Origin of the sequence: Shewanella sp. ISTPL2, assembly GCF_013283205.1 — a bacterium.
Taxonomy (GTDB): domain Bacteria; phylum Pseudomonadota; class Gammaproteobacteria; order Enterobacterales; family Shewanellaceae; genus Shewanella; species Shewanella oncorhynchi.
In genome coordinates this window covers 4794554-4817501 of the sequence record NZ_JAAPAV010000001.1, presented here as the reverse complement: position 1 = coordinate 4817501, position 22948 = coordinate 4794554, and the positions used below count along the sequence as shown (strand labels likewise).

The window sequence follows — 22948 nt, the reverse complement described above, 5'->3', positions numbered from 1 at the left end:
TTTATAACTAACAGCATTAAAATAACAAAAAGCCCTGCAATTGCAGGGCTTTAGTTTAGAAGTTTAGAAACGATCGAGCTTATTCAGCTGAGTTTGGCTTCTGTTCTTTACCTTTCTTCTCGCGCTTACTGAAGAGACGCTCCACTATCACGAAGAATAATGGTACGAAGAATATCCCTAGGAAAGTCGAGCTCATCATACCGCCGAGTACACCTGTACCAATGGCGTTTTGACTACCAGAGCCTACACCGGTACTGATAGCTAACGGCACAACACCCAGACCAAAGGCTAGAGACGTCATTAAGATGGGGCGAAGACGCACACGCACCGCATGTAAGGTCGCCTCAACTAAGCCTGAACCTTTCTCATAGAACTCTTTAGCGAATTCCACAATCAAGATGGCGTTCTTAGTCGCTAACCCTACTGTGGTTAACAGCCCCACTTGGAAGAACACGTCGTTTGGCAAGCCGCGACCATTCATTGCAATCAAGGCACCGATGATCCCGAGCGGAACCACGAGCACAACTGCAAAGGGTACCGACCAGCTTTCATAGAGTGCTGCCAATACTAAGAAGACCACTAAGATCGACAGAGCATACAGCGCTGGCGCTTGGTTACCCGATAGACGTTCTTCATACGATAGACCGTTCCACGCGACACCAAAACCAGGAGGAAGCTGCTTGGCTAAGTCTTCCATAATTGTCATAGCTGCACCGGTACTGAAACCAGGAGCCGTGGCACCTTGAATGTTCATCGATGGTAAGCCGTTAAAGCGTTCTAAACGTGGAGAACCGTATTCCCATGCACCAGTGGCAAACGCAGAGAATGGCACCATGTCACCCTTGTTATTGCGCACGTACCAAGAATCTAAATCTCCCGGTTGCATACGATACTGGGCATCACCTTGCACATATACTTTCTTCACGCGGCCGCGGTCAATAAAGTCATTCACATAAGAACCACCCCAAGCCGTTGCAAGCACATTGTTCACATTAGTGATTTCAATGCCTAACGCGCTCAACTTAGCGTGATCTACATGTAATTGATAAATTGGCGCATCTTCTTGACCGTTTGGACGCACACCCACCAGATTTGGATTCTGTGCCGCCATACCAAGCAGTTGATTACGTGCCGCCACTAACTTCTCGTGGCCTTGGCCGTTCTTATCCTGCAGGTACATGTCGAAACCGTTCGCCGTCCCCAACTCGATTACCGCAGGCGGTACGAAGGCAAATACTAAGGCATCTTTCATCTGACCGAACACACCCATAGCGCGACCAGCAATAGACTTCACATCCATACCAGACGCTTCACGCTCAGACCAATCCTTCAAACCAACGAAGGCGATACCCATGTTTTGCCCTTGACCCGCAAAACTGAAGCCCGCCACGCTAAACACCGATCTCACTCCCTCCTCAGCCATAAAGTGATCAGACACTTTCTCCAATACTTTTAAGGTGCTTTCTTGAGTTGAGTTAGTCGGCAAAATGGCTTGCGTGAACAAAATACCTTGGTCTTCATCTGGTAAGAAAGCCGTAGGCATACGGATAAAGATCCAACCCACTGCAATAACCAGCACAACGTAAATCGCCATCACTCTAAAGCCGCGCTTGATGATCCCAGCAACGCTCGACTCATAACGATTAGTCAGTTTATCGAAACTACGGTTAAACCAACCAAAGAAGCCAGTTTCGATATGAGCATGGCCCTTCTTAATCGGTTTGAGCATAGTCGCACAAAGTGCAGGAGTTAAAATCAAAGCAACTAGAACAGACAACGCCATCGCAGATACGATAGTGATAGAGAACTGACGATAAATAACCCCCGTTGAACCTGACATAAATGCCATAGGGACAAACACTGCGGAGAGGGTCAGACCGATACCGACTAAAGCACCAGTAATTTGATCCATCGACTTACGCGTCGCTTCCAGTGGACTTAAGCCCTCCTCGGCCATTACCCGCTCGACGTTTTCCACCACCACAATCGCATCGTCCACCAGCAAACCAATGGCGAGCACCATAGCAAACATGGTTAAAGTGTTAATCGAGAAACCCGCTAACGACAGAATCGCAAAGGTTCCCAGCAATACCACAGGTACTGCAATAGTCGGGATCAAAGTTGCACGGAAATTTTGCAAGAAGAGGTACATGATGATGAACACTAGTACAATAGCTTCAAGCAGGGTATGCACTACACCTTCTATCGATTTTTCAACGAAAGGCGTTGTATCGTATGGATAAACAACTTCTAGCCCTTGCGGGAAGAAAGGTTTCATCTCAGCAATTTTTTCACGAACAGCTTCAGCAGTATCAAGCGCGTTAGCACCCGTTGCCAGCTTAATCGCTAACCCTGTCGCAGGTTGACCGTTATACAGTGACACCACAGCATAACTTTCAGAACCTAATTCAACCCGTGCCACATCGCTTAGGAAGACGTTTGCGCCTGAAATATCCGATTTAAGGATAATTTTACGGAACTCTTCTGCCGTTTGTAAGCGGCTTTGAGCCGATACCGTTGCGTTCAACTCTTGGCCTGCCACAGAGGGCGCGCCACCTAACTGTCCAGCTGAAACTTGAGCGTTTTGAGAACGAATCGCTGCGATAACGTCTAAACTGGTCAAGTTGTATTGAGTCAATTTCAACGGATCTAGCCATATACGCATCGCATATTGGGCACCAAACAACTGAATTTCACCTACGCCAGGTACGCGACTCATAGGATCTTGAATGTTCGCACCAACATAGTCGGCGATATCGCCTTTATCTAACGAACCATCGGTCGATACGAAGCCTAATACCATTAAGAAGCCTGAACTCGACTTGTTAACGTTAACCCCTTGTGCCTGCACCTCTTGCGGTAACAGGGTCATAGCGCCCTGTAACTTGTTCTGTACTTGAACCTGTGCAATATCCGGATCGGCTTCAGCGTTAAAGGTTAAAGTGATCTCAGCATTACCAAAACTGTCACTGGCTGAGGCGATATAACGGAGGTGATCGATACCCGTCATACGTTGCTCAATCACCTGAGTCACAGAATCTTCAACAATCTTAGCGGAAGCGCCAGGATAGTTAGCACTGATCACCACGGTCGGTGGTGCAATGTTAGGATATTGGGACACTGGCAGCGAGCGGATCGAGAGGATCCCCGCCAGCATAATAATCAAGGAGATCACCCACGCAAAGATGGGGCGATCAATAAAAAAACGTGCCATAGCTATGCCCTATTGTGCTTGCGTTTCAGAAATAACTTTGGTGGTTACTGGAGCGCCGGGACGAACTTTCTGTAATCCTTCCACAATCAACTTGTCGCCCACAGTTAAACCAGAAGTGACTCGCCATTGGTTGTTAATCACTTCTGCGGTCGTCACTGTTTTCGCTTCGACTAAACCTTGGTCATTCACCACCATAGCCACAGCTTCACCCTTAGAGTTACGCGTAATCGCTTTTTGTGGAACCAAGATAGCCTGTGGATCAGTGCCCGCATTTAACATAGCGCGAACATACATGCCAGGTAACAAGATACCTTCAGGGTTAGGGAATTCTGCGCGCAGAATAACGGAGCCAGTGTTTGGATCCACGCTCACTTCAGCGAACTGCAACTTACCCGGATGACTATATTGAGTACCATCTTCAAGCAATAATTTCACGTCTGCATTTTCTGAAGCTTGTAGTTTACCTTGCTGCAACTTAGCTTTAAGACGTAACAACTGAGCACTCGATTGCGCGATATCCACATTGATAGGATCAAGTTGTTGAATCGTCGCCAGCGTTTGGCTCTGGTTGGCAGTGACTAACGCACCCGCAGTCACACTCGATTTACCGATACGACCAGAGATAGGTGCTAATACTTCAGTATATTGCAGGTTGATTTTAGCGGTGTTAATCGCAGCTTCAGCCACGGTAACATTTGCCAATGCTTCTTTATAAGCCGCTTCAGCTTCATCGAACTCTTGCTTACTGATGGCGTTGGTTTTTACCAATTGCTGATAACGTGCCGCCTTAGCTTTTGCTGAGGCTAAGCCCGCATTCGCTCTGGCTAAATCAGCATTGGCACTCACTAAAGCAGCTTTATAAGTTGAAGAGTCAATCTGATACAAGGATTCACCTTGTTTCACATTGCCACCTTCAACAAAACTACGCTTAGTGATAATACCGTTAACCTGTGGACGAACTTCAGCCTCGAGGAAAGCTTTACTGCGTCCTGGTAATTCCACCTGAATCACTTGTGGCTGGGCAACAACATTAAGGATTCCCACTTCCATACTACGTGGACCAGCACCCGCCTGAGCGCTCTCTTCTTGAGGGCTGCAAGCTGCCATCCATAACGCCACGCTTATAACTGAGGCAAGTTTAATTGTCTGCCGCATGAGAACTCCTTCAAATATTAACTGCCCACATACCAGTACACTTATTGCGCTGACACGAGCCGTAATTGTAACTAAAATCAAATCCGTTATTTATCTCATAGCCTATATGAATCAACAAGGAAGATAACGAAACTAAATTGTAAACTAATGAAAATTTTCACTCATTCAGCATTACTATATTCATCGAATTGTTATTCGATTTAAAAAATCGGTTAACTTTGAGTGGCATTGTTAGGGAGATATGCCGTAAAACACCCAATAAGCCTACTCCATATTGAATATGTTGCAAATCTGTTCATATTCTAGACTTGCCGCAGGCCAAGGCCCACAGCTCAATGACGTTAGCTTAACCGTCACTTGTTGCAATAATTTGTACATAGAGACGAAAACGCAGCGCGCTTGTTTTTACTCAGGCCACTCTCAGCATCAAGTCGTTAAAAACGACCCTATCAAGACTGACAATACCGAAAGAGAGTAAGCAAAGAGCTGGCTTCAGACTGCTTGTGCGTAAAAACATGAATACATCCGATAGCGGATTGCTGTGCAGTTTATTACATCTACTATTTGTGCACGGCTAAAAGGCAGCGCCAGCGTTATGAGGTAACGCCACACAATTAAACAGTCACAAATAATAGCTAGCGGGCTATTTTAGTGGTTACCCCAAAACGGAGCAAACCCGAAATTCAGATTAATACCCCATTAAATGAAACTCAGACTCCCACAAATAATGCTTCTGTAATGACAAATATTGCTAGCAAAGCAATATTTGTCTATTAAAACTAATTTGTTCATCTTCAATCACAACTTAACAGGACTAAATTCGATTATCGCCCACGCTGCAAGCCAAAATACGGCTGATATCAGCCAAACAACGACCCGACTCCTGTTGCCACTGATTAAATACGGCTTGCACTTGCTTAAGCGCCGTTTGTGATGAAAAGCCCGCATCGACTAACTTATGTGCTTTAAAATAACCTTGTACATCATCGGTTAACAAAAAAGTATCTTTGCCAATACCGCGCAGAAAATAGGGACCCGTATTCCCGCCCAATCGAGTACCTCGTTTCTTTAAAAATGCCCACAACCCGATAATATCCTGCGTCGGCCAAGCGGCGATCAGCTGCGCCAAGCTGCCATGTTCGCGAGCAACATCGTGGATCATCAGAGCATTATCATAAATGGCTTGAGTCTTTTTAAGATGGCGAATCAAGGTCGCATCACTTGCCCGCGCTTGAATTTGCTCAGGCGATAACATTAATACTTTATGCGGTTCGAACCCAAAGAAAGACTTCTCATACTCGGGCCATTTGTTCACAACCACCCGCCATACAAAACCACTTTGAAACACCTGACGGCTCATCGCCGACAATAATTCAGCATCCCGATATTGGCGAATTTCATCATCAGACAGGCAACCAGACAATAAGGCTTCGAGTCCAGCAGGTCCGCCTTTGCGCTCACTGGCTCTGGCATAAATAGATGAAAAACGCTCTAACTGGCTCATATTATTACCTTTAAAATGATTAAATCCCGACACTTCCTATATGGGCTCATAATACCTATTTTTACCCCTGATGGATCACTTGGCTTTGCCAAGAAAAATTGTGTTTATTCCAGCATTTTTTAAGAAAACTCTTACAGCAAGCGCTTCAATTACGACTAAAGTTAAAACGTAAAGTCCGTAAAAGACTGGGTTTGGAGTGAGTGCCTATGGAGCTTTTTTATCACCCGTTATCACGCTATTCACAGAAAGTGCTCATCGCACTTTATGAAAAGCAGGCCAACTTCTACCCCAGAATCATAGATCTACGCGACCCTTTGTCCCGCAAGGAATTTCACCAACGTTATCCGCAAGCGCGAATCCCCCTGCTTAAAGCCCAAAATGAACAGCTGATACCCGAATCCAGCATTATTATCGAGTACTTAGATAGGCATTTTGAAAACAGTACCCAGCTGCTGCCACAAGAACCACAACGCAACTTACAGGTACGTTTGTTCGATCGCATCATAGACAATGATATTAACAACCCATTATTTCAATTAGAAAAGTTAAAGCACATAGAAGACAGCAATGAATTCGAAATCAAACAATTAGAGAAGCAACTACTGACACAGTTTCAACGCTTAGACGCGCAACTCACACAACATCATTGGGTCTGTGGCGACAGTTTTACCTTAGCCGACTGTGCACTCATCCCTTGTTTAAGCTATAGCTTCCAACATCTAAACCTGTTGGATTTAGATGAAATCGTGCGCTATTGGCAGCAGGCACAACTGCGTGGCGCTTGGATGTTAGTACAAGAAGAGGTGTTACTGGCTGAGATGGAGGAAACGGCAGGAATAAGAGGCATACCTTAGCGAGTAAGTCATGCCTCAACACAATCACATATTGCGTTCTTTCTTCAACTGCAAAAACGCTTTCCACTTCACGACTTCTGGCGGCAACTCAGGTGCAGGATCGGTATAACCCGCCTCTTTCACTAGTACATCTAACGGCACTTGCTTACCTTTGCACACAAACACACCGCGCACATGCACGATACAATGTAGGCCACGTTCGCTCACAAAGCGTTGTTCAATATAGAAATATTTTTCATCCCAACCGACGACTTTGGTTTCAATCTCAAAAGTTTTCAGCGGCTTAATATCGCGAATATAAGTAAATTCGGCGGCGTTAACTATCGGCATCCACTTCAACTTTAAGAAACGTTTCAGCAGACCCATCTCAGCCAACATATAGGTCCGCGCCAGATCCATAAACGCGGGATAGCGAGAATTAGTGAGATGGAAATTGATATCGCAATCGCTCGGTAAAGCACGATAAGTGATACGGCTTGTCCCTAGAAAATCGATCTTACGACAATGGCGCGTGCGCCAGAATAACAACCAAAACAAACGAAAATACAGATTCATAACGCGCCGCCCTTGAAATAAGAGCCACAGGCTAACAGAGGTCATACCACAGGGCAAGCGGGATATAGCTCACAAAAAAGACGCCCTAGGGCGTCTTTTTATCGTTCGATTAAGCTAAATACCCTCAGATAATCAGCCCATTAAAAGGGGCTGATTTATCAAAACTCACAATTGCTTATGCAGCAATGCCTGAATGTCTTAACAGGGCATCGATATTCGGCTCGCGTCCCATAAACTGTTTGAACAAGTCCATCGGCTCGGCTGAACCACCCATTTCGAGGATATTGTGCAGGAAACGACGACCCGTTTCAGGGTTGAAAATACCTTCCTCTTCGAAGCGAGAAAACGCATCCGCCGACAGCACTTCTGCCCATTTATAGCTGTAATAACCTGCGGCATAACCGCCCGCAAAAATATGGGCAAATCCATGTTGGAAACGGTTAAAATCCGGCGGTGTTAATACGGCCACCTGACGACGCACTTCGTCTAAGGTTTCTTGAATGCACGCGCCTTTAGCTGGGTCGTATTCGTGGTGCATTCTAAAATCGAACAACGAGAACTCGAGTTGGCGCAGCATCATCATGCCAGACTGGAAGTTTTTCGCCGCCAGCATTTTATCTAACAAGGCTTTAGGTAATGGCTCGCCCGTTTCGAAGTGGCCAGAAATTTCGGCTAATGCTTCTTCCTGCCAACACCAGTTTTCCATAAATTGACTTGGTAACTCGACCGCATCCCAAGGCACACCATTGATACCCGACACGCCTGCAACATCGATTTTGGTCAGCATGTGGTGGATACCATGGCCAAATTCGTGGAACAGGGTTGTCACTTCATCATGGGTAAACAGCGCAGGTTTGCCATCGACCGGACCATTAAAGTTACAGGTCAAATAAGCCACTGGCTTTTGTAATCCATTGGCGGTTTGACGGCGCACACGGCAGTCATCCATCCAAGCACCACCACGTTTACCTGTGCGGGCATATAAATCGAGGTAGAAACTACCTCTGTGTTCGTCAGTTTCGTCGAAAATATCGAAGAAACGCACGTCTTTATGCCATCGGTCAAAATCCTTTTGCTCAAGGATTTTAAGGCCGAACAAACGCGATACTGTGTAGAACAACCCCGAGAGCACTTTATCTTCGGGGAAATACGGACGCAGGATTTCCTGTGAAATCTCATACTTATGCTGCTGCAACTTCTCAGCATAGAAACTTAAGTCCCAAGAGGCCATTTCAGTCACGCCATATTCGGCCTCAGCAAACGCTCTCAGCTCAGCCAGTTCTGCCTTAGCTTGATCCTTTGAGCGCAGCGCTAATTCATTTAAAAATGCCATCACCTGCGCCGGCGTTTCAGCCATTTTCGTCGCTAGGGATTTGTCAGCAAAACTGTCAAAACCGAGTAACAATGCGAGTTCGTGGCGCAAAGCAAGAATTTCGTCCATCAGCGGGCTGTTATCAAACTCTCCGGCATTGGGACCTTGATCTGAAGCGCGAGTGACAAACGCACGGTAGCATTCTTCCCTAAGACTGCGGTTTTCGCTGTAGGTCATGACGGGTAGATAAGATGGAAAATCTAAGGTAAATAACCAACCTTCTAGCTCACGCGACTGCGCCATCGCTTTAGCGGCGGCTTTGGCAGACTCAGGCAAACCAGCAAGCTCAGCTTCATCAGTGATCAACTTAGTCCAAGCTTGCGTCGCATCCAGTAATTGATTCGAAAAACCACTGGTGAGTTCAGAAAGACGTTTTACAATCTCGCCATAACGCACTTTTTGCGCGTCATCTAAACCAATACCCGATAGTTCAAAGTCGCGCAGGCTGTGCTCTATCACCATCTGCTGCGCTTGGCTCAATTGTGCAAATTCATTGGATGCTCGCAGCGCTTTATAGGCTTGATACAAACCTTGGTGTTGGCCAACGTAAGTACCGTATTCCGATAAAAGAGGTAAACAAGCATCATGGGCGGCACGCCACTCATCTGTGCTAGTCACTGAATTCATATGAGAAACGGGCGACCAAATTTGGCTTAGCTCATCGTCAACCTGTTCTAATGGCGCGACCAAGTTGTCCCACGTAAAAGGACCTTGGTTCTGCAGCACTTCATCAATCTTAGTGCGGCACTGAGCAATGGCATGCTCAACGGCGACTTGAATATGTTCCGGTTTAATCTGTGAAAAAAGCGGTAATTTTGCGCCGCTAAGCAAAGGGTTGCTCATATTGACTCCTCAACAATCTGTATCTGTTATAAATAAGGGCTAATGGCCTATTTATCAAGGCGAGAAAACCGATTGTCCCCTTCGAACGCCTTACTTAACCCTATTTCCCCTGAAAAAAAGTGAACTAGTTCGCATTTAGGATTTACGTTTTATTTACCTACACATTGTTGCAATCTCGATCGCAAATCGAATCAATTCGCATTAATGTTTGTATGTGAGCAAGGTATTATCTGCGTAACTAACGTACCTCGACCAAAATCAGTAAAAATATGGCAACACACTCAGTGAAACTTATCGCCAGCGTCCTCTGCACATTAGGGATCAACTGCCTTAGTCACAACGCAGTTGCTAATGAGGGCCTAGAACAAGTCGATAGTATTTCAAACACCATATTACCCCGCCAGATAACAGAACCTTTGGCGGTGACGCTGGATTTAGGTTGGGACAGCAAATATGTCTCACAGGGTCGCAATAACTTGCAAAATGGGGGTATTTATTGGCTCAATGCTGCTGTTCAACACGGCAACTTAACCACTTATGCCTTAGTCGGACGCGGTGATAGCCAAGCCTATACAGAGTGGAATATCGGCCTTGAATATGGGTTCAACTTAGCCGAAAACCTAGAGGCCAATTTGGGATATCAGCGCATTGAAGGCTATAGCAATAGCCGCTGCCAAGATAACGAGCTATTTGCAGAACTCGCCTACAGCGCCACAGCTTGGTTGGTACCATCGGTGAGTTATGTCTATTCCACAGAAGCGGCAGGCTACTTTGTTGAAGTGAGTTTGCACAGTTATTGGAATATCACAGACCAGTTCAGCCTCACGCCCTATATCACTCAAGGGTTTGATTTTAAATACCGCACAGAAGAACACGATGGCAGTAATAACCTGCAGTTTGGCCTCGAAGCGAATTATCAACTGACCCCAAGCATGAATATTAGCGGGCACATTAGCCACAGCATTGCCCAGAGTGATATTGAGCAAGAAGCCTCAGCCAATGGCGATATGAGTTCACAGGATCAAACCTATGCAGGCATCCACTTTGCAATAACGTTTTAACGTCGTTTTAGCTCTGTGTTTCTAGCGCTGTATTGCAACCTTCCTCTGTCAATTTATCCCGTGACATTTGGCAAAAACAAAGCTCACTAACTAAACTCAAAATGTCGACGGAGCGACTCACTATTCATATCGATTTTGCCGAGGAACAGGGAATGTTAACGCATCATTTCTATCTTATCCGAACCGCTGTCATTACCTTGCTCCTGCTTTTTATCCCAGTGACAAGCTCGACTAATGCGCAGCAGGTATCTGAGCCTGAACCGAGTCTAGAATCCTTAGCGCAACCGACACAAACCGCGCCTTTGCCCCTAGGCACTTTGCTCGACAATGAGGGCAAGCCGATTAATGTGCCTAACCAAGTGCAAAGTGCATTCGAGTATTCGCCCCCCACTGTCACACCCGCAGAGCCATCCAAAACCAATAAATCAACTAAAGCCACTCAATCGAACAAAGCCGCTAAGAGTAAAAAACTCAGTCGCAAACAACAGCTCGCCAGTCGTGAACATGTCGCCAATGATCCTAACTGCCGTTGGCTCGATAAACGTATGGATCAGCTAGAGTCCCTACTCGGCGACAAGCAAGATAACGCTGCTAAACATCAAGCCGACGAACTCAGCGCCCGCCAAAAAGAGTGGCAGTGTTTAAAATGTGGTGCAGAAGGCCCAGCTCAAAACGATCACTCTAAGTGCCAATATCGCCGCGAAACAGCCACGCGATAACAACTGAAAGCAACTTTAGGAGTATTTTTATTAAAAGCAATGCCTTATACGTTAATGATGCAATAGGCTGGTCTGTTACCGCAAAGCCCCCTACAATGACATTCTGCTGTAAAGCATCTCATCCTTGAAGTAAGACGGAGAAACTCATGGCTCAACATTTTGACTATATCTGCCTAGGCGCAGGCAGCGGCGGTATCGCCTCAGCAAACCGAGCGGCAATGCGTGGTGCTAAGGTTCTACTCATCGAAGCCAAACACGTGGGTGGCACCTGTGTAAACGTAGGTTGTGTACCCAAAAAAGTCATGTGGTATGGCGCCCATGTTGCCGAAGCGATGAACCTTTACGCCAAAGATTATGGTTTCGACGTCACTGTTAATAAATTCGATTGGAACACTTTGGTCGAAAACCGCGAAGCCTACATTGGTCGTATTCACGATGCCTATGACCGTGGTTTTGCCAACAACAAAGTGACGCTGTTAAATGGCTACGGCCGTTTTGTGGATGGCAACACCATCGAAGTGGACGGCGAACATTACACTGCCGATCACATCCTTATCGCCACTGGCGGCGCGCCGACGATTCCGAACATTCCTGGCGCGCAATACGGTATCGATTCCGATGGTTTCTTCGCCCTGCGCGAGCAACCTAAGCGCGTTGCCGTTGTTGGCGCGGGTTATATCGCCGTAGAAGTCGCTGGCGTGTTACACGCTCTGGGCAGTGAAACTCACTTATTAGTGCGTAAACATGCGCCGCTGCGTAACTTTGACCCTATATTAGTCGATGCTCTCGTCGATGCGATGGCAACCGAAGGCCCAACATTGCACACCCATAGCGTGCCAAAAGCCGTGGTTAAAAATGCCGATGACAGCCTGACATTAAACTTAGAAAACGGTGAAAGCATTACAGTCGATTGCTTGATTTGGGCAATTGGCCGCTCACCTGCAACAGGCAATATCGGCCTAGAAAATACTGAAGTGCAATTAGATAGCAAAGGCTATGTCATCACTGATGAGCAGCAAAATACGACTCACAAAGGGATTTACTGTGTCGGCGACATTATGGCGGGCGGCGTAGAGCTCACTCCTGTTGCGGTTAAAGCGGGCCGTTTGTTGTCCGAGCGTTTATTTAACGGTATGACAGATGCCAAAATGGATTACAACCTGATCCCAACAGTTGTATTCAGCCATCCGCCTATCGGCACTATGGGCTTGACCGAACCAGAAGCCCGTACTCAATACGGCGACGATAACGTCAAAGTGTATACATCGACGTTTACCTCAATGTACACAGCCGTTACGGCCCATCGCCAAGCCTGTAAGATGAAGCTAGTCTGCGCTGGCAAGGACGAAAAAGTCGTCGGTATTCATGGTATTGGTTTTGGTATGGACGAAATCCTTCAAGGTTTCGGCGTCTCCATGAAAATGGGTGCAACTAAGGCCGATTTCGATGCGGTCGTTGCTATCCACCCAACGGGCGCCGAAGAGTTTGTTACCATGAGGTAGAAGCGATTTTCGCTTTGATTTCATCATATTTAGGGCCAGCTTATGCTGGCCCTAATTGATCACAGATAGTATAAAACCATTAACTCTCACGCGACTTTCCTATAATCTCGACTGAGTACTTTGCATTTTAAACACCTAGCGCGGTTATCGCTGCGCCACTGTTATCGGGATGAATAGCGTAATGCTTAAAGAACTCGCGTTCGATGGTTTGTTATTTAGTCCATTAATTATCTTTATCCCCTTAGCTTTTCTGCTTTCCTGCATCACTCGCTTGGTACTCTATCAAACTGGGCTCTATCACACGCTGTGGCGCGCAGCTTGGTTCGAAGTTGGGCTGTTTATCTGCTATCTGGCTTTGGTCATTTACTTGCTTGGGAGTTGATTGTTCATGGGAAAAATCTTTCGTATCAGCCTCACCCTTATTGTGGTCACGATTGCTGGTATCGCCGGACATTGGATATGGTCGCACTACCTTTATTCTCCTTGGACCCGCGATGGCCGAGTTCGCGCCGAAATAATTACCATAGCGCCAGATGTGTCCGGTTGGGTAAACCAACTGAATGTAAAAGACAATCAAGTCGTTAATAAAGGTGATGTATTGTTCACAGTGGACGATACCCGCTACAAAGCCACCATTGCCGAATTGAATGCCAAAGCAGAAAGCCAAAAATTGGCATGGGAACTGGCAAAACATAAATACAAACGCCGTATCGGTTTGACCAACGCCAACTTAGTCAGCAAAGAAACCTTCGACGAAGCCTTTATCAATACCGAACTGGCAAGAACCAGTTATGAACTCGCACAGGCACAATTGAATACCGCCAAAATTGACTTAGCGCGGACGCAAATTCACGCCCCTGAAAATGGCACCCTGATCAATTTAAGCCTGCGTAATGGCAACTATGTCAGCAAAGGCAACTCGGTATTTTCGCTGGTCAAACAAGACTCTCTCTATATCACAGGCTATTTTGAAGAAACCAAAATCCCCTTGGTTCACATAGGTCAAAACGCCGATGTCAGCCTAATGAGTGGCGGCCATTTCTTGCACGGAAAAGTGGTCAGCATAGGTAAGGCGATTGCCAATACCAATGTCACCACTAATGGGCAGTTATTGCCGCAAATCGGCCAAACCTTTAATTGGGTGAGATTGTCACAACGTATTCCGGTCGATATCCAGCTAGACAGCATTCCTAAGGACATAGAGCTGAGCGTCGGCATGACAGTTTCCATCCAGCTACAGACTGACAAATAGTCATTATGACGCTGTTACTTAAGAGTTTATTTTTTCCTGACCGACGAACCATCATCTTCGCGATTAAAGGCGTGATCTCGATGGCGCTCGCCTTATATGTGGCCATGTTCTTAAATTTAGAACGGCCATATTGGGCGCTGGTGTCGGCGGTATTTCTGCAAATCCGCCCCGAAAGCGGGCTCGTGATCGAAAAGGGCTTATGCCAAATCGGCGGCACCTTAGTCGGCGCGCTCGCGGGGATTGCCATACTCAACGGGTTTACGCCCTATCCCGAACTCGCCTTAGGATTACTCGCCTGCTGGATAGGGCTAAATTCTGGGTTGTCGGCCATGGTTCGCCAGCAAAACTTTGTCTATGCCTTTGCCATGGCGGGCATGACAGCCTGCTTGATAGTGCTCATTGTGATGGCGAGCCCAAGCACGGCCGATAGTGCAAAAATATTCGATGTGGCACAGTCGAGGATCAGCGAGATTGTCGTCGGGGCGATATGCGCCGTCTTGGTCAGCTCGCTACTTTGGCCGACCAAGGTAAAACATAGTCTGCAATTGCATGCTAAAAACACCATTAATCATACGCTTAACTATCTTGCATTAGAACTCGATTTACAGGGGGAACATGCGAGTCGCCATGAACATATCGACACTATTATGGAATCAGTATCGGCGCTGAGTGACGACTCCAGCGCAGTGATTTATGAAGGCCCCGAAGGACGCGGGCAGAGCCATGCGGCGAACTTTCTCTGCAATAAAACCCTTTCGCTGTTGGCGGCAATCCAAATATTTGGCCGACTACAACGTAATCATTCCCATCTGGTCAGCGAACCGCTCGCGAAAACCTTAGCCAATATGCGCAGCAGTTTTACCCTGATGGCGCAATCCACTGATGACCAAGAATGCTACAAAATGGCGCGTACTTTAAGGTATCAACTCCAACAAAACCTGATGCAATACCGCGACCGAAACCCATTAGAGACTCGCTTACTCAAAGTTGCGATGGAGTTAAGCGCCGATCTGATCATGGTGCTCAAGAGTTATAACGTACTGACAAGCAATTCTGCGGTACAACTCAACGCGCCGCCAATGGAATTTCACCGAGATCCACTGATAGGGTTTACGACCGGTCTACGCAGCATGGCGGTATTTGTCATTGGGGCTTCGCTGTGGATCGGCACAGGGTCGAGTGCGGTACTCATGATGATCCTGATGCCTGTAGTCTTTTCCATCATGATGGCGCGCCAGCCACTGCCGATGCTAACCACGATTTTGCGCCGTATTCTTGTTGGTATCACTATCGCTGTGCCCCTCACAGTGTTTTACGCTTTACCTTTGCTGGCAGAGAGTAGCGGCGATTTCGAAATCCTCATTTTAGTGCTCGCAGGCCCCTTTTTTATTGGGCTACTCGCCTTAGCGAATCGACCGACCTTGCCCTATGGGCTCGGGATTTGCGTGCCGTTTGCGGTATTAGTACAGCCCAGTAATACCATTTCATTTGCGATAGAAAACACTGTCAGCAATGCCTTAGCGATTTTTGTTGGCGTTACTGTGCTGTATTGGTTGTTTAAATTGATTACCGAACCTAGCCAGCGGCTGATGCAATATCGTCTGCTGCAATCTATCCAAAAAGATCTAGTGCATATCGCGCAGCATGATGATCCTGAGCCTTGGTTTAACGCCCGCATGGGCGATCGACTGCTGCGGATAGCCAGTTACGAAAAAGGCTCGGGCAAGAGTTCGAGGGTATTTACCGATCTGGTGTTCACTGCACTGAATCTAGGCCATGTGTCGATTCGAATGCGGCGCATGTTGCAGGGGATTTCAGATACGCACTCAGACTTAGGCTTAGAAAATGCACTCAACCTCTGGCAACACAATTTAGGTCAGGCATTTATCGCCTGCGCCCACGGCCAAGTCGCAGAAGAGTTTAACATCAGCAGCGAAGCCTTATTACAAGCGCTGGCGCAATGCCCGTTACCCCACGAACAATTCACTCTGATTACTGGGATGTTTGAACGCATCACCTTAACCTTCGAACGTACTGCCCACAGTATCGCCGAGCAGAAAAACACCTCTGAAAAATAGTCAGTTCTCAAACTATTTTCCGCCCCCAAAGCCACTCTCGCACCGCCGCCAAAACCATTTAAATCCAATAGAAGCTTGATATTTGGCCGATAAAATGCCTTAATATAATTAGATCACTAACTATATTGGTGATATAAATTCAATTATCAACCAAGGAGCAATTATGTCTACGGAGAACCCACCAGAGGAAAATCTTATCTCGCAAGTAGCAAGCTTTACCCGATTACACGCCAAGGAAACAATGCAGTTTATGTGTTTATGCGCAATATTAAGCACCTATCTCTTTGTCATTTTGAAACCGAGTATTATTCAAAATAACAAAGCGTTAGGAGACAAATAACCCATGAATTACCTGGCTTACGTTTCCTTAGCGATTTACTTTATCGCCATGCTTGCTATTGGCTTATTCGCCTATAAAAAATCCACCAGCGATGTATCCGGCTATATTTTGGGCGGCCGCAAGGTGAGCCCACAGGTCACCGCACTCTCAGCGGGTGCATCTGATATGAGTGGCTGGATGCTAATGGGTCTTCCCGGCGCAATGTTTTTGGTTGGTTTCGAAACCATTTACATCGCACTTGGACTATTGATTGGTGCTCTAATTAATTACTTGGTCGTTGCACCCAAATTAAGGGTCTATACCGAAGTCGCGGATAACGCCCTCACTATCCCGGAGTTTTTTGCTAAACGCTTCGGCAATGCCAACAGCAGTATCCGAATTATCTCGGCCGTGATCATTGTGATCTTCTTTACCTTGTATACCTCAGCGGGTTTAGTGGCTGGCGGTAAGTTATTTGAGTCAGCATTTGGCCTGAACTACGACATAGGTTTAGTCGTCACCCTCGGCGTAGTGGTTTCTTATACCTTGTTGGGCGGATTCTTAGCAGTGAGCCTCACTGACTTTGTCCAAGGCTGTATCATGTTTGTCGCTTTAATCTTAGTGCCTGTGGTGGCATATCAAGAGTTTACCAGCGCTGACACTATGCTGAACTTTGCGTATCAATCGATTCCACACTTCACCGATGCCATGCAGAACGTCACTATGTTAGGGCTTATCTCAAGCTTATCTTGGGGACTCGGTTACTTTGGCCAACCACATATTATTGTCCGCTTTATGGCAATTCGTTCAGTCGCTGACATTAAAACCGCCAGACACATAGGTATGGGCTGGATGACAGTGACCATTGTGGGTGCACTGGCAACTGGCCTTGTCGGCATCGCTTACGCCAATAAATTTGGCATGAAGCTGACCGATCCTGAAACCATCTTTATCGTGTTTTCTGAGTTGTTGTTCCATCCGATCATTAGTGGCTTCTTATTAGCCGCAATTCTGGCCGCGATCATGAGCACTATTTCATCGCAACTATTAGTGTCATCAAGCTCGCTAACGGAAGATATCTATCGCGTGATCTCGAAGAAAGAATCTAGCGAAAAAGACATGGTGAAAATGGGACGTTTTGGCGTAGCTGGCGTGGCAATTGTCGCAAGTCTACTGGCGCTTGACCGCTCTAGCAGTGTGCTATCACTGGTGAGTAATGCATGGGCAGGATTCGGTGCAGCCTTCGGTCCGTTAGTCTTGTTTAGCTTGTATAAAGCTAACCTAACCCACAAAGCCGCGATTGCCGGCATAGTGTCAGGCGCAGCCACAGTGCTGTTTTGGATTTATGCACCAGTACTTGCTGACGGTAAAGCTTTAACCACAGTGGTGTATGAGATGATCCCCGGCTTTGCCGTGAGCAGTGTGGTGATTTGGATAGTCTCGTTACTCGATACTGATCCCTGTGCCAAAACCACTAAATTATTCCATAAGGCTGGCCGTGTTTTAGCCGAAGACAGATGAGGCGCGCAGGTATGACTGACTTACCCTGGAAACGCATTGTCGTTAAGGTAGGTAGTGCCCTGATTGCTCCACACAAACAAGGTTGCAGCAGTCACTACTTACTCGGCATTGCCCAATTTATTACTTATTGTCGTGCCCAAGGGATCCAAGTTGTCTTGGTCTCTTCGGGCTCAGTCGCTGCAGGATGGCATCACTTTGGCGAGGTTGATAAACCGAGCGTCACAGTGAAGAAAGCCATGGCAGCAGCGGGTCAGGCCGATATGATGGCCACATGGAACAAGTTATTTGATTTCCCAACCGCACAGCTACTGTTAACCCACGGTGATTTACGCAATCGAGATCGTTACATCAGTATTAAAGACACGATTTTCAGCCTACTCGAACATGGGCTATTGCCTATCATCAACGAGAACGATGCCGTCACCGCCGACAAGCTCAAAGTTGGCGATAACGATAATCTCTCGGCCATGGTCGCCGCGGCGGCCGATGCCGATACGCTGATTATCTGTTCGGATGTGAATGGGCTTTACACACAAAACCCCCATGAATATCCCGATGCACAGCTTATCAAGCAGGTTACCGAGATTAATGCCGAGATCTACGCCATGGCGGGCGGCGCTAGCAGTGCCGTCGGTACGGGGGGAATGCGGACTAAGATACAAGCCGCCAAGAAGGCGATTTCCCACGGGATCGAAACCTTTATTATCAATGGTTTTGATGCCGACTCATTCAACCAATTGTTGAAGGGCCAAAACCCAGGAACCTTATTTACCCCCGATGAAAAGCCAATGCAGGATCACTTGCACTGGATGACACATACCTCGCAGGCTCAAGGCGAAGTCATTGTTGAAAATGACTTTAATATCGCCCTTGATATCCATAGCGAGCAATTGACCAGTGACGATGTCGTTGCCATCAATGGGGACTTTTCTGTCGGTGACACCATTTTAGTACGCAAAGACGATGGCACTAAATTGGCCAAGGCCAAATCCAATTACAGCAGTTGTTTACTTAGCTTTATCACAGACCAAGACGATCGCGAGTTTGCCAGTGAATTTCAGCAAAAGACTGGGCCGATTATTTCCGAGAAAAACATCGCCATTCTCGAATAAGCATCAGCCGAATAAAACTAAGCGAGTAAACATCTAAGCGGAGTAAATATGACTTTAATCAAAAATTTATCTCAAGAAGCTGCCAAAGCGGCTCTGATCCTCGCCCAAGTTGACGAACAGCTTAAAAATACTGTACTCCTCGATATGGCACGCTCATTACGCGAAAAGTCCTATGAAATCCAAAGCGCAAATTTAATCGACTTACACAGAGCGACCGCCGATAACGTCGGCCCAGCCATGCTCGACCGATTAACGCTAACGCCAGAGCGTATCGAAGCTATGGCGGTAGGCATTGAAACCATCGCCGCCTTACCCGATCCCATTGGCAACGAACGCTATATTGGTCAACGACCTAATGGTTTATCCATCAGTAAGATGCGCGTTCCATTGGGCGTGGTTTGTATGATTTATGAAGCGCGCCCCAATGTCACCGCCGATGCGGGTGCCCTGTGCTTTAAATCCGGCAATGCCGTGATCCTGCGCGGTGGTAAAGAGGCGCTGCACAGCAGTAAAATTATCGCCACGATTTTGCAAAGCGTATTGAAACAATACGGCTTGCCCGAGGCGTTAATCACAGTAGTGCCCGACCCAGATCGCGCCCTCATGCTAGAACTGCTGCAGCAACGAGATTATATCGATGTGATCATTCCCCGCGGCGGTGAAGGCTTGATTAACTTTGTGACTGACAACAGTAAAATCCCAGTGATCCAGCATTTTAAAGGCGTGTGTCATTTATACGTCGATAAAGATGCCGATCTGGATATTGCTATGGACTTACTGCTCAATGGTAAAACCCAGCGCACTGGCGTATGTAATGCCCTCGAAGCCCTATTAGTACACCAAGAAATTGCCTCGCAATTCCTGCCTAAAGTAGCCAAAGCGCTGGCCGAGCATAAGGTTAAAATCAACGCTTGTACTCAAGCCGGTGGCTACTTCGAAAACTGTACGTATATGGAAGAAGACGATTTCGGCCAAGAGTATTTAGATCTCGAAATTGCCATTCGCCAAGTCGATCACTTTGACCATGCTATCCAACATATTGCCCGTTTTGGTAGCCAGCACACCGAAGTGATTTGCACCGAAAACGAAGTCACTGCCGCACACTTCCAACGTGCGGTCGATGCTTCTGTGGTAATGGTCAATGCCTCTTCGCGCTTCTCCGACGGCAGCGAACTCGGCCTTGGAGCAGAAATCGGCATCGCGACCTCTAAGCTACATGCCTATGGCCCAATGGGACTCGAATCCTTGACCGCTGAGAAGTATTTAGTCTCAGGCACAGGCCAAGTGCGGGCGTAAACCTAAGCTGTAAATCACACTTTTAGGCTTAACAAGTCCGTTGGATTTCGATTCAATTGTAAAGATTAAAGGCCACAGTCAGTAACGACTGTGGCCTTTTTGTTGGCTAAATTGACTCGAACCACAACAGCCTGAGTTCCCAGTCAATGCCCTGAAACCGAGTTATAGTAAGGCATGCGCTAAAAGTGCAGATCCCACTGCGACGGCTTATCACAGCTCGCTGACAAGCTATTCGCCAATAAGTTACAACCCAGCTTAAACAATTTACACATTGAGCATATTGCATTTATTTTAAACAAACCTATCATGCGATCGATTCTCATTTGCACCTAAACACTTTGTTTGCACTCAGGATCACCAATCATTATTTAATCTGAAATCGCCTGAAAGGATTGAAATACCATGCCTCCCCTATCTGTTTTAACGTCTTGGCGCTCGCCATTGATCCCTGTACTTCTCAGCACACTTACTCTGACGGTTCAAGCCAATACTGACCCTAAGCAAGATGAGAAAAAAGATACAGAACAGATAGAAAGATTGAACGTGGTAGGAACATACACCCGCGCGGCAATGAATAGCGCCACGGGTTTGTCTATGTCACTCCAAGAAACCCCACAAAGCGTCACTTTGATTACCGAAGAGATGATCAGTGACAAAGGTTTGGTCACTATGGAGTCAGTGTTAAATCACACTCCTGGCGTCACTATGGTGGGCGATGCCTCTGAAAATAGTCAGATATTCGTGCGCGGTTATGCACTCGACAGCGGGGTGCAAATTGACGGCTTAATCACAACCTCTTCATCCCATGTTTACAGCGGCTCAATTGATCAAGGTTTAGACCCTGTGATTGCCGAACGGGTTGAAGTATTAAAAGGGGCGGCAGGGATTTTAAGCGGTTTAGGTGAACCTTCTGCCACGGTTAATTTTATTCGTAAACGTCCAACGGATGACACCCGTGCCACGGCAAGTGCAAGTTATGGCTCATGGAATACCTATAGACTTGAGGCCGATGTTTCTGGCTGGCTAACGGATTCGGGCAATGTGAAAGGTCGATTCGTAAGTGCAGTGAAGAAAGGCGATTCTTTTATCGATCGCTATCAACGCGATACCACAGTGCTCTATGGCGTAGTTGAAACGAGTCTCGGCACAGATGCTAGCTTGTCGCTGTTTGCGGACTATCAAAAATCACAAACCGACGGTGTGTATAACTGGAACTCTAATCCCGCATTTTATACCGATGGCACAGCTGTCGATTTTGGCCGCAACTACTCTAGCTCACAGGACTGGACCCATTGGGACGTGACCCAAAAGAGTCTCATGGCCGAATTTAAACATAGATTCGATAACGACTGGTCACTCGTCAGTGCCTATCGTATCGCCAACGCCACCATAGACGCATTGGCCTTTTACCCTGGCGATTATATCGTCAAATCAACCGGCGAATTTGTTGGCCCTTGGGGCGATACCTATGCAGCCCAACATGATCGTGAATCCGATACCAACAGTTTCAACCTGTATGCAACGGGTAACTTCGACTTACTCGGCCGTGAACATAGCGCTGTGATCGGTTTTAACTATGGTGACAACGAGTTCGATAACATCAACACGAACTCCGCCCCCCAACGTCGCTATAACGTCGCGGATCAGGGCAATTACCCCAAGCCTAATATTCCTAATTCACCCACCAATGGCCAAACCAATGAGCAAAGCCAATCGGGTGTTTACGGCACTGTCCGTGTCAATCTGTTGGATTCACTGAAATTAATGGTCGGTGGACGCGTAAGTAACTGGTCCTATGAAAAGCATGATCTCGTGGGTAACAGCACAGATGCAACCATGGAAAAAACCGGTATTTTCATCCCCTACTACGGCCTAGTCTACGATGTGACCGAGCAGATCGCTGTCTACGCTAGCCGTACTGAAATCTTCAAACCTGGCACCTATTTTGGTGAAGATGGCCAACTGCTCGAACCTGCAGAAGGCACAAACGTCGAAGGCGGCGTCAAGGTCGCGCTGTTCGATGACACGCTAAACATGTCAGCCGCCGTCTACGAAACCAATAAAGACAACGAACCCGAATATGCAGGGAAAGGTCAGCTACCTTCCGGTGACTCTATCTACGAAAGTGTGGATGGGATTACCACCAAAGGCTATGAGTTAGAAATTGCCGGACGTCTTACCGACTTATGGGATATCAGCGGTGGTTATACCCACAACAATGCAGAAGATAAAGATGGCCTACGTCGTCAAACTTATCTGCCCGAAGATATCTTCAAACTCACCACTAAATATAACTTTGAAGATATTCTACCGGGCATTACTGCAGGTGCGAGCTGGCGCTGGCAGAGCAGCACCTTCTATCAAGGCACTATTTGGGGTGTCGATGGCGCGCCGAATGTGGCTTACCGCCAAACACAATCCGCCTACTCACTCGTTGACTTAATGTTTGGCTACCAAATCACACCTTCTATTTCTATGCAATTGAACATTAACAATATTTTCGACAAGAACTACAACCGTTCACTCTGGGGTTACGCCGACTTTGGCGAACCACGTAATGCCACACTGTCACTACGTTGGACGCTCTAAAA

17 protein-coding genes are annotated in these 22948 nt (G+C 46.9%); 12 read left to right on the top strand and 5 right to left on the bottom strand.

Annotated features, from left to right (window positions below; translation table 11 throughout):
* Positions 1-79: 79 nt before the first annotated feature.
* From HUB64_RS21480 to HUB64_RS21470, 3 genes are all read right to left on the bottom strand, one after another.
* Complete coding sequence (locus HUB64_RS21480) at positions 80-3214, bottom strand: efflux RND transporter permease subunit (RefSeq protein WP_168826196.1); 3135 nt, start codon at positions 3212-3214, stop codon at positions 80-82.
* A 9-nt stretch (positions 3215-3223) separates the two neighbouring features.
* Positions 3224-4369, bottom strand: a complete 1146-nt coding sequence (locus HUB64_RS21475) for an efflux RND transporter periplasmic adaptor subunit (RefSeq protein WP_105250703.1) — start codon at positions 4367-4369, stop codon at positions 3224-3226.
* A gap of 814 nt (positions 4370-5183) precedes the next feature.
* Positions 5184-5873: a DNA-3-methyladenine glycosylase I gene (locus HUB64_RS21470; protein ID WP_173497830.1), complete on the bottom strand. Its 690-nt coding sequence runs from the start codon at positions 5871-5873 to the stop codon at positions 5184-5186.
* Between the two features lie 206 nt (positions 5874-6079).
* Here HUB64_RS21470 and HUB64_RS21465 point away from each other — a divergent pair, with 206 nt between their 5' ends.
* Positions 6080-6727 carry a glutathione S-transferase family protein gene (locus tag HUB64_RS21465; protein ID WP_131524442.1) on the top strand — a complete coding sequence of 216 codons (648 nt, stop codon included), beginning with the start codon at positions 6080-6082 and terminating at the stop codon, positions 6725-6727.
* A gap of 24 nt (positions 6728-6751) precedes the next feature.
* On the opposite strand, the gene HUB64_RS21460 is transcribed toward HUB64_RS21465, so the two are convergent.
* Complete coding sequence (locus HUB64_RS21460; protein ID WP_011791203.1) at positions 6752-7282, bottom strand: thioesterase family protein; 531 nt, start codon at positions 7280-7282, stop codon at positions 6752-6754.
* Positions 7283-7457: 175 nt separating this feature from the next.
* Entirely contained in the window at positions 7458-9497 is a 2040-nt protein-coding gene (gene prlC / locus HUB64_RS21455; RefSeq protein WP_173248372.1) for an oligopeptidase A, read from the bottom strand.
* A gap of 269 nt (positions 9498-9766) precedes the next feature.
* Between prlC and HUB64_RS21450 the strand changes: the two genes are divergently transcribed.
* The 11 genes from HUB64_RS21450 to HUB64_RS21400 all read left to right on the top strand — a co-directional run bounded on the left by HUB64_RS21450 (position 9767) and on the right by HUB64_RS21400 (position 22946).
* Positions 9767-10558, top strand: a complete 792-nt coding sequence (locus HUB64_RS21450) for a hypothetical protein (RefSeq protein WP_173497829.1) — start codon at positions 9767-9769, stop codon at positions 10556-10558.
* A gap of 152 nt (positions 10559-10710) precedes the next feature.
* Positions 10711-11277, top strand: coding sequence for a hypothetical protein (locus HUB64_RS21445; protein ID WP_173497954.1), 567 nt, complete (start codon positions 10711-10713; stop codon positions 11275-11277).
* A 146-nt stretch (positions 11278-11423) separates the two neighbouring features.
* On the top strand, positions 11424-12779 hold the full coding sequence (gene gorA / locus HUB64_RS21440; RefSeq protein ID WP_173497828.1) for a glutathione-disulfide reductase: 1356 nt from the start codon (positions 11424-11426) through the stop codon (positions 12777-12779).
* A 181-nt stretch (positions 12780-12960) separates the two neighbouring features.
* Positions 12961-13161, top strand: coding sequence for a DUF1656 domain-containing protein (locus HUB64_RS21435; RefSeq protein WP_173248380.1), 201 nt, complete (start codon positions 12961-12963; stop codon positions 13159-13161).
* A 6-nt stretch (positions 13162-13167) separates the two neighbouring features.
* Entirely contained in the window at positions 13168-14031 is an 864-nt protein-coding gene (locus tag HUB64_RS21430; protein ID WP_173497827.1) for an HlyD family secretion protein, read from the top strand.
* A gap of 5 nt (positions 14032-14036) precedes the next feature.
* Positions 14037-16109, top strand: a complete 2073-nt coding sequence (locus HUB64_RS21425; protein WP_173497826.1) for an FUSC family protein — start codon at positions 14037-14039, stop codon at positions 16107-16109.
* Positions 16110-16272: 163 nt separating this feature from the next.
* A complete protein-coding gene (locus HUB64_RS21420) occupies positions 16273-16449 on the top strand; it encodes a hypothetical protein (protein ID WP_168826181.1) in 177 nt (58 codons plus the stop codon).
* A 3-nt stretch (positions 16450-16452) separates the two neighbouring features.
* The gene (gene putP / locus HUB64_RS21415; protein ID WP_168826179.1) at positions 16453-17949 is read left to right on the top strand and encodes a sodium/proline symporter PutP; all 1497 of its coding nucleotides are present in this window, start codon (positions 16453-16455) and stop codon (positions 17947-17949) included.
* Positions 17950-17960: 11 nt separating this feature from the next.
* Complete coding sequence (gene proB, locus HUB64_RS21410; protein WP_105250714.1) at positions 17961-19061, top strand: glutamate 5-kinase; 1101 nt, start codon at positions 17961-17963, stop codon at positions 19059-19061.
* Positions 19062-19109: 48 nt separating this feature from the next.
* Entirely contained in the window at positions 19110-20357 is a 1248-nt protein-coding gene (locus tag HUB64_RS21405; protein WP_168826177.1) for a glutamate-5-semialdehyde dehydrogenase, read from the top strand.
* A gap of 402 nt (positions 20358-20759) precedes the next feature.
* On the top strand, positions 20760-22946 hold the full coding sequence (locus HUB64_RS21400; protein ID WP_173497825.1) for a TonB-dependent siderophore receptor: 2187 nt from the start codon (positions 20760-20762) through the stop codon (positions 22944-22946).
* Positions 22947-22948: the final 2 nt, after the last annotated feature.

Bases quoted from the DNA above. Each gene is read 5' to 3' on its own strand.
- HUB64_RS21420 (WP_168826181.1), top strand. From the start codon at position 16,273: ATGTCTACGGAGAACCCACCAGAGGAAAATCTTATCTCGCAAGTAGCA.
- HUB64_RS21400 (WP_173497825.1), top strand. From the start codon at position 20,760: ATGCCTCCCCTATCTGTTTTAACGTCTTGGCGCTCGCCATTGATCCCT.
- HUB64_RS21475 (WP_105250703.1), bottom strand. From the start codon at position 4,369: ATGCGGCAGACAATTAAACTTGCCTCAGTTATAAGCGTGGCGTTATGG.
- HUB64_RS21470 (WP_173497830.1), bottom strand. From the start codon at position 5,873: ATGAGCCAGTTAGAGCGTTTTTCATCTATTTATGCCAGAGCCAGTGAG.
- HUB64_RS21405 (WP_168826177.1), top strand. From the start codon at position 19,110: ATGACTTTAATCAAAAATTTATCTCAAGAAGCTGCCAAAGCGGCTCTG.
- proB (WP_105250714.1), top strand. From the start codon at position 17,961: ATGACTGACTTACCCTGGAAACGCATTGTCGTTAAGGTAGGTAGTGCC.
- HUB64_RS21465 (WP_131524442.1), top strand. From the start codon at position 6,080: ATGGAGCTTTTTTATCACCCGTTATCACGCTATTCACAGAAAGTGCTC.
- HUB64_RS21425 (WP_173497826.1), top strand. From the start codon at position 14,037: ATGACGCTGTTACTTAAGAGTTTATTTTTTCCTGACCGACGAACCATC.
- prlC (WP_173248372.1), bottom strand. From the start codon at position 9,497: ATGAGCAACCCTTTGCTTAGCGGCGCAAAATTACCGCTTTTTTCACAG.
- HUB64_RS21445 (WP_173497954.1), top strand. From the start codon at position 10,711: ATGTTAACGCATCATTTCTATCTTATCCGAACCGCTGTCATTACCTTG.
- HUB64_RS21480 (WP_168826196.1), bottom strand. From the start codon at position 3,214: ATGGCACGTTTTTTTATTGATCGCCCCATCTTTGCGTGGGTGATCTCC.
- HUB64_RS21450 (WP_173497829.1), top strand. From the start codon at position 9,767: ATGGCAACACACTCAGTGAAACTTATCGCCAGCGTCCTCTGCACATTA.
- gorA (WP_173497828.1), top strand. From the start codon at position 11,424: ATGGCTCAACATTTTGACTATATCTGCCTAGGCGCAGGCAGCGGCGGT.
- putP (WP_168826179.1), top strand. From the start codon at position 16,453: ATGAATTACCTGGCTTACGTTTCCTTAGCGATTTACTTTATCGCCATG.
- HUB64_RS21430 (WP_173497827.1), top strand. From the start codon at position 13,168: ATGGGAAAAATCTTTCGTATCAGCCTCACCCTTATTGTGGTCACGATT.
- HUB64_RS21460 (WP_011791203.1), bottom strand. From the start codon at position 7,282: ATGAATCTGTATTTTCGTTTGTTTTGGTTGTTATTCTGGCGCACGCGC.
- HUB64_RS21435 (WP_173248380.1), top strand. From the start codon at position 12,961: ATGCTTAAAGAACTCGCGTTCGATGGTTTGTTATTTAGTCCATTAATT.